At 60.9% G+C, this 12,494-nt stretch carries 6 protein-coding genes; 1 reads left to right on the forward strand and 5 read right to left on the reverse strand.

Going from position 1 to position 12,494, the window contains the following annotated elements; all coding sequences use genetic code 11:
• Positions 1 to 514 precede the first annotated feature (514 nt).
• The gene (locus PDR5_RS21845) at positions 515 to 8,023 is read left to right on the forward strand and encodes a dermonecrotic toxin domain-containing protein (RefSeq protein WP_237233747.1); all 7,509 of its coding nucleotides are present in this window, start codon (positions 515 to 517) and stop codon (positions 8,021 to 8,023) included.
• 45 nt (positions 8,024 to 8,068) lie between these two features.
• Here the strand turns inward: PDR5_RS21845 and argR are convergent, their stop codons facing one another.
• The 5 genes from argR to PDR5_RS21870 all read right to left on the reverse strand — a co-directional run bounded on the left by argR (position 8,069) and on the right by PDR5_RS21870 (position 12,448).
• Positions 8,069 to 9,049 carry a transcriptional regulator ArgR gene (gene argR / locus PDR5_RS21850; protein ID WP_064598813.1) on the reverse strand — a complete coding sequence of 327 codons (981 nt, stop codon included), beginning with the start codon at positions 9,047 to 9,049 and terminating at the stop codon, positions 8,069 to 8,071.
• A gap of 112 nt (positions 9,050 to 9,161) precedes the next feature.
• Positions 9,162 to 9,926, reverse strand: a complete 765-nt coding sequence (locus PDR5_RS21855) for an ABC transporter ATP-binding protein (protein WP_003227281.1) — start codon at positions 9,924 to 9,926, stop codon at positions 9,162 to 9,164.
• A gap of 23 nt (positions 9,927 to 9,949) precedes the next feature.
• Positions 9,950 to 11,062 (reverse strand): succinylglutamate desuccinylase/aspartoacylase family protein, encoded by a 1,113-nt coding sequence (locus PDR5_RS21860; protein ID WP_064598817.1) that lies wholly within the window; start codon positions 11,060 to 11,062, stop codon positions 9,950 to 9,952.
• A 1-nt stretch (position 11,063) separates the two neighbouring features.
• The gene (locus PDR5_RS21865) at positions 11,064 to 11,762 is read right to left on the reverse strand and encodes an ABC transporter permease (protein ID WP_011335540.1); all 699 of its coding nucleotides are present in this window, start codon (positions 11,760 to 11,762) and stop codon (positions 11,064 to 11,066) included.
• The gene (locus PDR5_RS21870) at positions 11,759 to 12,448 is read right to left on the reverse strand and encodes an ABC transporter permease (protein ID WP_007951063.1); all 690 of its coding nucleotides are present in this window, start codon (positions 12,446 to 12,448) and stop codon (positions 11,759 to 11,761) included. The genes PDR5_RS21865 and PDR5_RS21870 overlap by 4 nt, the downstream gene beginning before the upstream one ends.
• Positions 12,449 to 12,494: the final 46 nt, after the last annotated feature.

Here is a 12,494-nt window from a genome sequence, read left to right on the forward strand (position 1 = left end):
CCGCCTGAAACTGGCGAGCGATGGGGGGATTGTAAGGACAGTTTTGTGCCCGGCCTTGCCGCCAAGCGACAACTTCTTATAGCGCAAACCCCGGATTTTCCCGGGTTTACGGCAATGCGACATATACCGTCGCAAAGGCGCAGTTTAAACCGTCGACGACAATTGCAGCAGGCCTGCGAGGATATCAATTCCACAGCGTGTCGCTGCGATAACTATGTACCGCACTTCATCGTGCGCATTTTGATTCGCTTGGCACTTTTCCAGACGCCAAGGCGCAATCACCATGCAATCACCGACCGAAAAACCACCCGTGCCTCCTCTGGCTTCCGAGTACGCCCCGCTTCATTCGCCGCCACACTATCAACCCCTTCTCAATGGCATCCCTGAATGGCTGGGCAAGTCCTCGCAAACCAGGCGCGACGCACTGAAAAATGCGCGCAGCACAATTCCCGACACATTCAAGTTGGCACCACGGGCACAACACCTCGCGCTACGCGCCGCCATCGCAGATCACATGCAGGTGCAAAACAGTGTCGATCAGTTGCTGGAAGGCGTGCAGGACGCCCACACTTTTGCCGAACCCTTGCTGAAAACCGGGTTGAAATCACGCTACGGACTTGAGCTGGACGTGAGGGCAACTTTCCTGCGCCTCTATATTCCGATCACGCCGCCCGGCCTTTCCATCCGCACCGGCGTACGGGTCTGGACGGTTTCCTTGCTGGACGCGGCGCTGCACAACTTCGAAGAACATGAAACACGAGCCGACGCCTACGACAGCGACTCCTGCTTCATCAACAAACCGTCGACCACAGGACAGTTCGAGACACGGCCGGCGCTCGGCACACAAATTGGCATTCCTGCTTTCACTCGCCTGTGCCGGGAGCTGGATATCGGCGCAGGCTACAAGCGCTACCTTGAAACCAGCCTCGGTATCTCCGATCCTGCCGTGGCCGCTGAATTGACCCCGAAGGTCAAGGCGACCCAGATCGCAGGTCTCAAAGCCGCGCTTGAGCTGGCGCGCCTCAACCGGGATATCGACGAACGCTGGTATCGGCTGATCGGTGGCCTGAGCGACGGTTTGCAGGGCATGCGGGTGAACGGCCAGACCCTGCGCTGTCACGATCTGACGATGATGTCGGCGGAGCTGGCAGGTATCGTGATTTTTGCGCCAGACCTGGAACAGGCAGGCACACCGTCAGGCGTGGTGGCCTACGTGCCAGGCGACCCTGAGCACCCGGTCAAATACTATGCCTCGACCGCCGAACTGGAGAAGGAACTCACCCGTCAGTTGCGCTCCCCGCAGTACCAGCAATTTTTCAGCGGATTCGTCGCCCATGCCCAGCGGGGGCAATTCTTCTCCGAGCTGAACCGGCGCCTGAGCCAAGTGAAATGGCACGCCCCCGAACCCGGCAACCCTCAGCCCACCTGGCGCGATACCCCCATTGAGCACCCCAAGTTGCAGCTGGCGATCAGCGCCATCGCTGGCGACCTGTCGGAACACCTTTATCAACGCAAGCTGAACAAGATACTCAACGATGCCGCCACCCTTGCCGTCCCGACCGCGGCCGTCGACCGCAATGCCCGCTGGGCACGATGGGATTCCTTTGTCAGCGTGGCGACGTCGATTCTCCAGATTGCCGCGTTTGTCGTGCTGCCCTTCGTGCCGTTCCTGGGTGAAATGATGATGGCTTACATGGCCTATCAGTTTCTCGACGAGGTATTCGAGGGCATTGTCGATTGGGCTCAAGGATTGGCCACCGAGGCCGGCGAGCAGCTCTTCGCCGCGCTGGAATCCCTGGTGCAACTCGGCGCTTTCGGCATTGGCGGCAGTATCGCCCTGGCCGAACTTCCCAGGGTTCTGCCGGCCCCCGTCGTGGCCTTCATCGATCGTTTCCGGCCCGTCAAGTTGCGCAACGGCAGAACGCTGTATTGGAAGCCGGACCTGAAGCCCTACGAACAGCAGGCCCTGCCGCCCGATGGCAGCGTGCCGGACCCGTCCGGCCTGCATGAGTATCAAGGACGCAAATGGCTGCCGGCCGAACAGGGGCACTACGCCGTCAGCCATTCGGGACAGCCGGACAAGTTATACATCGAACATCCGAGCCGACCGGACGCGTATCGCCCGACCGTTTTCCATAACGGTGAAGGCGCCTTCCATACCGAACTCGAGCGCCCGCTGGAATGGGACAGAGCGACGGTATTGCAGCGCCTGGGTCCAAGTGTTGAATCGTTGCCCCCGACGCGACGCGAACGGCTGCTCCAGGTCAGCGGTTGCGACGAAGACGTCCTGCGCAGGATGCACATGAACCGCGAGCCCATGCCGCCCTTGCTGGCCGACAGTCTCCAGCGTTTTCTGATTGATCGGGACTTGCAGGATTTCATCGACCGGATCGGCAGCCGCAAGGCCGAGGATTACCTCACCGCCGATCCGCTGATTCAACTCCAGCTTCTCAAGGATCAGCACCTGTGGCCCTTCGGCAGACGACTACGCCTGTTCAGCGAACAGGGCGACGTCGTCTGGCAATCCTCCACCGATCAACAGTTGCCGCTGACGGACATCCATGAGAACAGACTGACCGACGGCGACTTGCTCAAGACTCTGCTGCAGACACTCGACAACCACGAAATCAATACGCTGCTTGAAGAGGAATTCGGCCAGGTGATCGCCCTCGAAGTACGCACCCGAAACCTGCGTGCCCGCCTGACGCAGATCGCGACAACTGTACGCACGGCCTTGTTCGAGACGCGCTATCAGGCGCTTCAACACCGCGATGAACCGCTGGCAAGAACCGTGGCCCTGCACGAACCCCGCCTGCCCGCAAAAATCAGCGAAGCGCTGCTCAATACCGCCACGGGTTCGGAACTGTTGGAGATCGAAGCCGGAAACTGGCCCGCTCGGCAACAGGAACTGGCGCAAGAGGCCCGGTTTGAACTGCGGGTGACTCGCGCCTACGAAGGGCTGGAGCTGGATTCGGTGAGCAACCCCGACTCCGACACCCTGGCGCTGCACAGCCTCCAGCGATTACCGGGCTGGTCTGGCGACGTGCGTCTGGAGGTACGCTCCGGATCCCCGCAAGGACTACTGCTCGACAGCACGGGTCCCGAATCGGCCGCCATCAGGAGGGTACTGGTACTCGACGCCAACGGTCGATGGAAGCCGTATGACCAGCACGGTCTGGAGTTGCAGGGGACCGCCGATTTCTACACCTGTGTTCTGCAAGCCTTGCCGGACGCCCAGCGCCAGGCATTGAACCTGCACATCGGTGAAGGTGAAAAGCTCAGGCAGGCCCTGCGTGACAATCCGCTGCCACGCAGTGATCTGCGCCTGACGATTGTCAACGAACCCCCTTCCCCGCCGGCCATCGAGACTCTGCGCCTGACCGGGGCACAAGGTTACGCCCGAGAAACGCCGCGCACCCCGCGCACTCTGGAAAACCGCATCAGGCAGGTGTACCCGAGCCTGTTGCAGGGCGACTTGCAGGACATGGTCGCGCGACTGCAAGCCCACCCTCACGGGGCGAATGCAGAACTGTCGCGGCTCAGCCTCGAATACGCCCAGCTCGACAGCGACCTGAATCAGTGGATGCACGCCGCTGTTCCCAACAATCCGGAGACAGGGGGCTCTGCGTCCCTCGCCCGGCAGATGGCCAGCCTGCGCGACCGCCAACTGTTCGCCCATCTTCTGCGTAAATGCTGGCGCAGAGAAACCCCGGAAGCGACCGGTTTCCGTCTGTTGTTTTCAGAGCCACTGCCGGGAGACTTGCCCGTCCTGAGCGCCAGTTTCGATCACATCACCAACCTGGAACTGACCGGCACAGACAATCCCGGCAGCGTCGACGCATTTCTCCAGCGTTTTCCAAACTTGCAACGCCTGGCCCTGAACCATTTCGACCTGGACGACCTGCCGCAAAGTCTCCAGACGATGCGCTCGCTGCGACAACTGAGACTGCGCCAATGTGGCGTCGTTCTCACCCCACAAAACCAGCTGCTGCTGTCGTCACTCAACGAACTGACGGCGCTCGATCTGCAGGGTAACCCCTTGGGTATCACGATGGACGTCAACGGCCTTTCTGCGCTGACCTATCTCAATCTCATGGATACCGGCATTTCCGCACTGCCTGCCGGGCTGCTGGATCATCCGCGCCTCAGAAGCGCCTGGCTGGCCGGCAATCAGATCACTTCGCTGCCCGATGTGCTGTTCGAGCTGTCGCCCAGCACCGGGACGACATTCGACTTCGCCGGCAATCCACTTTCCAGCGCCACGCGCGAACAGGTGAAAGTCTATTTCAACCGCACCGGCAATTACATGGGCGTGCGGCCAGGGCAACCCGAGATCGACCGGACCAAAATGCTGTTCACCGACCTCAACGATCGCCAGGCCAGCGAGCTGATTTACCGACTTCCAGGCTCTCTCGCCCAAGGCCGGCTTCAGCTGGAACGATGGGAAGCCGAAATAACCCGTCTGACCGCAGATCTGGCCAGATGGGTCCGGGACATTCCAGACCGCAATCCACTCAGTGGCGAGACACTGACCCTCAATGAACGACTCGAAGAACTCTTTGCCAGGGAAACGTTCGCCGGGCGCCTCGAACGGCTATGGCGCCACCGTTCCACGACTCAGCCGCTGGTACGGGCCGAAACCTTGAATGCGCAGGCAACCTTCATGGGAGACATGCCCGTGCTGAGCGCGGATTTCAGTCACATCCGCACGTTGTCCTTGAGTGGCAACAAATCGATCACCTCCGCATCCTCATTCCTCGCCGGTTTCCCGCGGTTGACTACGCTGATTCTGCGCGATTTCACCCTTGACCGGACTGCGCAAACGCTCGCCCGCCTTCCAGCTCTCGAAGCGCTGGTCCTGAAAAATTGCGGCGTGACCTTCAGTGCCGAAGCGCAAGCGGCACTGGCCGCCATGCCCGCGCTGGACTCCCTTGAGTTGCCCGGCAACCCATTGGGCGATTCACCCGATGTCGGCGCCTTGAGCCAACTCAACTACCTCGATCTTTCCAGCACGGGAATCAACGAAGCGCCAGTCGGCATGACTCGCCATCCGAACCTCAAAACGGCCATCGTCAGTGACAATCGGATCCGCGAATTTCCCGAGGATTTTTTTCAACTGCCGGCCACCGTCAGCGAAGGATTTGATTTTTCCGGCAACCCGCTGAGCGCTGAGACCCGGGAACGCATCAAGACCTACTCTCGGGAAATCGGTCCGGATTTCGGCGTACCTGCCGATGAAGCAGATATCGCAGCCACCAAAGCCCTGTTCCCCGCCCTGGACACCGAGGAAGCCAGCGACGTCTTCTATGGCTTGCCCGGCGACCTGGAACAGGGCCGCATCCTGCTCAGGCACTGGAAGGCGGAAATCGAACAACTGGTCGCGGACCTCGAACAATGGAAGACCGCGATTCCCGCCTCACATCCGGTCAGCGGTCAACCGTTGAGCCCGGCAGAGATGTTCGTCGAGCACACCAGGAGAACAGCCTTTGCCGACCAACTGGAGCGGTTGTGGCACATGCGGTCTTCGGACAACCCCAGGCAGCGGCACGACACCCTGATAACGACGCTTACGTTCATCGGCGAGCTGCCTCGGTTGTCGGCGGACTTCAGCCATATTGCAGAGTTGTCAGTGCATGGAAGTACGACCCTGAGCGCCACCGACGCCTTTCTGGGGTCTTTCACCGGCTTACATCATCTGGAACTGCATGATTTCAACCTCGCAGAGATCCCGCGAGCCTGCGCACGAATGCCTTCGCTGCAACGCCTGATCCTGGAAAACTGCAGGTTGTCACTGACTTCGCCTGGCCAGACCATCCTTTCCTCTTTGAATGCCCTGCAGTATCTGAATCTGAGTCGCAACCCGCTGGGTACGCCTCCGCCTCTCGACAGCCTGCCGGCACTGATTCATTTGCGTCTGGTCGATACCCAACTGACCAGCGTGCCGGACGGCCTGCTCACACACCCGCGCCTGACTGTCGCAATCTTCGATCGCAACCGGATCAGCGAACTGCCCGAAGACCTGTTCGATATTCCGGTGAACCCCCCCCGACAATTCACCTTCGCCGACAACCCGCTGACCCCGGCCACTCGCGATCGGGTCAAAGTCTGCTTCCAGGAGCACCGGCAAAACTTCGGCGTCTCCATGCCCAACGAAGACCTGGACCGGCTCATAGAACTGTTCCCGTCAGTGGATCGCGAGGATGCCGAACGCGTCTTGTACCTGCTGCCTGGAACCATCGAGCAAGGGCGTGCGCAGATTGCCCGCTGGGAATCGGAATTGCAGCAACTGGTCGAAGCCCTGCACCGCTGGGTGGGCGATATTCCCGAGCGTTTCCCCGCTACCGATGAAGTACTCAGTCAAATCGAACGCGATACCGAGCGTGCCGAACGCGAGGCCTTTCGCCTGGAACTCGAGGCGTTCTGGCGCGAGCGACTGGAGGAGAATCCGGAAACACGAGCTGTGACGCTGAGCCTCAATCTTGCGTTCATCGGCGACATGCCCACCTTGAGCACTGACTTCAGCCACGTCACGGCGCTGTCGCTTCATGGCAATTCACAACTGCGGATCAATGACAACTTTCTGCACTGTTTTCCCGGCCTCGAAACCCTGGAGCTGCGCGAACTGGCGCTCGGACGCATTCCACAATCGATCACCCGGATGCCTGCACTCGAGGAGCTGGCATTGAGCGACTGCGACGTGGTGCTGGACAGCGAAGGCCACACCGTTCTTGGAATGCTGACCCGACTCAAAAGCCTGGATCTGTATCGCAATCCACTGGGCATGGTGCCTGACTTGCGCAACCTGCGAGCACTGGAGTACCTCGACCTGTCGGCGACGGCCATCACCGAACTTCCCGCGGGGCTGTTGAACCACCCCGCGCTTGAAACGGTTGTACTCAACAACAACCGCATCACCGAGCTTCCCGAAGATGTCTTCGCCTTGCCGGCAGCCGTCGGCAATGGCTATGACTTCGGCGACAATCCCTTGAATGCCGCCACCCGTGACCGGATCAAGATTTACTATCGCCGTAACGGCGAAGACCTTGGGGTCATGGCCGAAATGACAGACCTGATCCGAGTCCAGACCCTGTACCCCGCCCTCGACGACGAACAGGCGAGCGCCTTCATCTACCGACTGGACGGCTCGCTGGCGGATGGGCGGAGCGAACTGACACGTCGTGAAACCGAACTGGCAACATTGCTGGGTGATCTTGCGGCATGGGAGGCCGACCTGCCGGTCAATGACATCAGCGGCCAGCCACTCGACGCCGCGGAGCGCCTGAAAGAAGAGCAAAACCGTGCGCGTTTCAAGGAGGAATTGCTGACCTGCTGGCGCAAGACACCGCTGGAAGGCGCGGACATCGAAGATCACCGCTTCGCGTCGAGCCTGCCGCTACGAGGTGAACTGCCGACACTGACGGCGCAATTCGGCCACGTATCGGATCTGTACCTGCTCAGTGTCAGCGATCACTCGCCGCGCATCGGCCGTTTCCTGGAGGCGTTCCCCAGTCTTGATAGCCTCGATATCCGAGGCTACGACCTGAGAACCGTCCCCGAAGCCATCTTCAGGATGGGGCGTCTGACGTCGCTGAGCCTGCCGGAATGCAACATCACCCTGACGCCAAACGATGTGCACGGCCTGGCGGGGCTGCACACTCTCGAGCTCTTGCACCTGCAGGACAACCCGCTTGGACTGGCTCCCGACCTGAGCAACCTGCAGGCACTGACCGATCTGGACTTGAGCACGACCGGCATCCGCGAAATTCCCAGGGGTGCGCTTGGCAACTTCAACTGGATGGAAATCGATCTGTCAGGTAATGAAATCAGCGAAATGCCGGACGAACTGATGGAGGTACCGGCCTATGTCGGTGATCGCTACGATTTACGTGGCAACCCCTTTTCCATGCGTGCGATGAACCGCATCCGAGCCTATTTCCAGGAGACGGGCAACACCCTGAACGTCGACGGCATTCTCGATCATCCGCCCCAGGTCATACGGCCCGTCGTCAATATCGAAGACTGAGCAAGACCTGGAGTATCAGCGCCCTCGAGGCGCTGATACCCGGAATCAACCGCGCTCGGGCGGCACCGAGGACAGCTCGAACGGGCTGCTGCTGCGCCGCTGGTTGCGGTCTTCCCGCGGCGTGGCGCCGAAGAAGTTGCGATAGGCGCTGGAGAAATGCGGCCCCGAGGAGAAACCGCACGACAGGCCGATCTGGATGATCGACTTGCTGGTCTGCATCAACATCTGCCGGGCCTTGTTCAGGCGCAGTTCCAGGTAGTACTGGCTCGGCACGCGGTTGAGGTATTGCTTGAAGATCCGCTCCAGCTGGCGACGGGACACGCACACATGCTGGGCGATTTCGTCGGTGGTCAGCGGCTCTTCGATGTTGGCTTCCATCAGCAGCACCGCCTGGGTGAGCTTCGGATGGCTGGAGCCGAGGCGGTTCTGCAATGGAATGCGCTGACGCTCGCCGCCTTCGCGGATGCGTTCGACCACCAGTTCTTCAGAGACCGCACCGGCCAGTTCCGCACCATGATCGCGGGCCAGGACTGCCAGTAACAGATCGAGCACCGACATGCCGCCGCACGCCGTCAGCCGATCGCGATCCCAGTCGAACAGATGGCTGGTGGCGATGACTTTCGGGAAGCGCTCGGCGAAATCGTCCTGCCAGCGCCAGTGCACCGCTGCGCGGTAACCGTCGAGCAGACCGAGATGCGCCAGCGGATACACGCCAGCCGACAAACCACCGATCACACAACCGGCGCGTACCAGTTGCTTGAGCGCGCTGCTGAGTGCCGGCGCCAAAGCTGTCGGTGGCTCATCGGCGAGCAGGAACAGTTTCTGGAAGTTTTCGAGTTTGCCGGCCCAGGGTTCGCCGGGCAGTTGCCACTCACCGTCAATCGGTGCTTCGGCCTGCAGGAACGACAATTCGTAAACCACATCCGGATGCACACGCTGGGCAACACGCAAGGCCTCCTCCGCCAGCGCCAAAGTCAGAGCTTTAGTGCTGGGCCAAATCAGGAAACCAATTCGATGGGCAGTCATGGGCGGGCAATCCGAAACGTAAACAGAGGGAAAAACCGAAATCGGCTGCAACCAAATTAGACCATCTGGCGCGCTGCGCAGCATGACCTAATCTGGTGCATAACGGGAGCGATTACTTCAGGCTGCCCGAGAGGAATTGTTGCAAACGTTCCGATTGCGGATTGACCAGCACTTCACGCGGGTTGCCGCTTTCTTCGACGACGCCTTTGTGCAGGAACACCAACTGGTTCGACACTTCACGGGCAAAGCCCATTTCGTGGGTCACCACCACCATGGTGCGGCCTTCCTGAGCGAGGGCCTGCATGACTTTCAGCACGTCGCCGACCAGTTCCGGGTCGAGGGCCGAAGTCGGTTCGTCGAACAGCATCACTTCCGGTTCCATCGCCAGCGCACGGGCGATTGCCACACGCTGCTGCTCGCCACCGGACATGTGTCCCGGGAACGCATCCTTACGATGAGCCACGCCGACCTTGTTCAGGTAGTGCTCGGCTTTCTCGCGGGCTTCGGCCTTGGACACACCCAGCACGTGAACCGGCGCTTCCATGATGTTTTCCAGCGCGGTCATGTGCGACCACAGGTTGAAGTGCTGGAACACCATCGACAGGCGCGAACGCATGCGTTGCAGCTGTTTCGGATCAGCGGCTTTCAGCGCGCCGTCCTTGTTCGCCACCAGTTTCAGCTCTTCGTTGTTGAGCAGGATCTTGCCCGCGTGCGGCTGCTCGAGCAGGTTGATGCAACGCAGGAAAGTACTTTTGCCGGAGCCACTGGAGCCGATGATGCTGATCACATCGCCGGCGGCCGCTTTCAGGGAAACGCCCTTGAGCACTTCGTGACTGCCATAGCGTTTATGCAGGTCTTGGACTTCAAGTTTGTACATGCGGTCGGTTCTCACAAAAACAGTCAGTCGTTGAGCAAAGGGCCGTCGCGCAGCGCATCGCGCCCCGCCACTTTGGCCAGCCAGAAACCGGGTTGGGCGTAACGCAGCCGCTCAATGGCAAACAGCACCCCGGACGTACCAGCACACACCGTGCTGACCCGATCCGACAGCGGATCGATCACTTCGAAAATCTTGTCACCGGCTTCAACCCACTCGCCGGGCTTGCGCAGAAAACTCACCACCCCCGGATGCGGCGGCAGGAGCATTTCGGTGCCTTCGAACGGCATGCCTTCGCACGGCTCGTGCGCCGCGCTCGGCCACTCGCCACGGATCAGTCCCTGCTCGGCGAGGAACGCCAGAATGCCTTCGGCCCAGGCTTCGGCTTGCGTCGGCGTGGTGTCAGCCTGACCGCCGAGTTCAACGGTGGTCGCCAGGCACGCCAGTGGAATCTGCGCGTCCGGGAACAGCCGCGACAGGCGCAGCCACGGCAGCGAACAGGCCTCGTCGAACGAGCTGCCGCCGGAGTCTTCCGCCAGCAAACCGACCTTCACGTCCAGGTGCGCGGCGAGCGAACGCCACTGCGGCCAGTGTTGCGGCAAGGCGTACATGTGCAGCGCGGCTTCGCAGTCGCAATGCAGGTCCAGCACCACATCGGCGGTGGCGGCATGTTGCAGCAGGATGCGCTGCATGCCTTGCAACTGGCTGCTGGCCTCGGGCAATGCGGCCAGGTGATCGGCCATTGCCTGACGGATCAGACGGATATTGGCGTGCGGATCATCACCGAGTTGTCCTTCCAGCCTGGCGGCTACGGGGGCGCTGAGCTCGACGAAATCACGGTTGAAATTCTTGCCGCTGCCGGCCTCGAAGCGGCCCTGATGGTTGCCTTGCAACAACTGGCCGAGACCCAGCGGGTTGGCCACCGGCACCAGTTCGATGACGCCGTTGAGCAGGCCCTTGGCTTCGAGTTCGCCGAGGCGTTTTTTCAGTTCCCAGGCAGTGCGCATGCCGGGCAGTTCGTCAGCGTGGAGGCTGGCCTGGATGTAGGCCTTGCGCTCGCCGCTGCCGAAGCGAAAAACCGAAATCCGGCGCTCGCTGCCCAAATGACTCCACGGCAGAACGTGGTCGATGCGTTCCATATCAGTGCTTCCTCGGGGCCAGGTAGCTCAGCCAGCGACGCTCGGCCAGCTTGAACAAGCGCACCAGAATGAAGGTCAGGCACAGGTAGAACACGCCGGCGGTGATGTACGCCTCGAACGGCAGGTAGAACTGCGCGTTGACGGTACGGGCGGCACCGGTGATGTCGATCAGGGTCACGATGGACGCCAGACTGGTGGTCTGCAGCATCATGATCACTTCGTTGCTGTACTGCGGCAGCGCCCGGCGCAGGGCCGATGGCAGCAGGATGCGCTTGTACATCTTGACGCGCGACATGCCCATGGCCTTGGCCGCTTCGATCTCGCCGTTCGGCGTGGCCTTCAGGCTGCCGGCGATGATTTCGGCGGTGTAGGCGCTGGTGTTGATCGCGAACGCCAGGCACGCACAGAACGTTGCGCTGGACAGCCACGGCCAGAGAAAGCTTTCACGCACCGCTTCGAACTGGGCCAGACCGTAGTAGATCAGGAACAGTTGCACCAGCATCGGCGTGCCGCGAATCACGTAGGTGTACAGCCAGGCCGCGCCGTTGACCACGGCGTTCTTGGACACACGCATCAGCCCCAGCGGCAGGGCCGCGAGCAGACCGAAGAACAGCGACAGCGCGAGCAACTTGAGGGTCGTGACCAGACCGCCGAAGTACAGCGGCAGGGCCTCCCAAATGACGTTGTAGTCGAAGATCATAGATCAGCCGCCCTTACGCCTACCGAGTAGCGCTTCTCAAGGTGACGCAGCGCCAGCAACGAGACACTGGTGATCACCAGGTACATCGCCGCCACTGCGAGGAAGAAGGTGAAAGGCTCGCGGGTGGCGTCGGCCGCCTGCTTGGCCTTGAACATCATGTCTTGCAGACCGACCACGGAAATCAGCGCGGTGGCCTTGGTCAATACCAACCAGTTGTTGGTGAAGCCCGGAATCGCCAGACGGATCATCTGCGGCACCAGCACCCGGAAGAACACCTGGAAGCTGCTCATGCCGTACGCCATGCCGGCTTCGGCCTGACCTTTGGGGATCGCCATGAATGCGCCGCGGAAGGTTTCCGACAGGTACGCACCGAAGATGAAACCGAGGGTGCCGATACCGGCGGCCAGCGGGTTCAGGTCGATGTAATCGTCATAGCCGAGCATAGGCGCAACGCGGTTGAGCAGGTCCTGACCGCCGTAGAAGATCAGCAGGATCAGCACCAGGTCAGGAATCCCGCGAATCACCGTGGAATACAGATCGCCCAGCCACGCCAGCCAGCGCACCGGCGACAGGCGCAACGCGACGCCGATCAGCCCGAGAACGATGGCCAGGGCCATGGACGACAAGGCGAGCTGAAGCGTCAGCCAAGCGCCATCGAGGATGACAGCCCCGTAGCCTTTCAACATGATTCAGGTCCTCGAAAGTTGGGATGAAAAAATGGCGCAAACCGCA

Origin of the sequence: Pseudomonas sp. DR 5-09, assembly GCF_001655595.1 — a bacterium.
Taxonomy (GTDB): domain Bacteria; phylum Pseudomonadota; class Gammaproteobacteria; order Pseudomonadales; family Pseudomonadaceae; genus Aquipseudomonas; species Aquipseudomonas pharyngis.

Bases quoted from the DNA above. Each gene is read 5' to 3' on its own strand.
- PDR5_RS21845 (WP_237233747.1), top strand. From the start codon at position 515: ATGCAGGTGCAAAACAGTGTCGATCAGTTGCTGGAAGGCGTGCAGGAC.
- argR (WP_064598813.1), bottom strand. From the start codon at position 9,049: ATGACTGCCCATCGAATTGGTTTCCTGATTTGGCCCAGCACTAAAGCT.
- PDR5_RS21855 (WP_003227281.1), bottom strand. From the start codon at position 9,926: ATGTACAAACTTGAAGTCCAAGACCTGCATAAACGCTATGGCAGTCAC.
- PDR5_RS21860 (WP_064598817.1), bottom strand. From the start codon at position 11,062: ATGGAACGCATCGACCACGTTCTGCCGTGGAGTCATTTGGGCAGCGAG.
- PDR5_RS21865 (WP_011335540.1), bottom strand. From the start codon at position 11,762: ATGATCTTCGACTACAACGTCATTTGGGAGGCCCTGCCGCTGTACTTC.
- PDR5_RS21870 (WP_007951063.1), bottom strand. From the start codon at position 12,448: ATGTTGAAAGGCTACGGGGCTGTCATCCTCGATGGCGCTTGGCTGACG.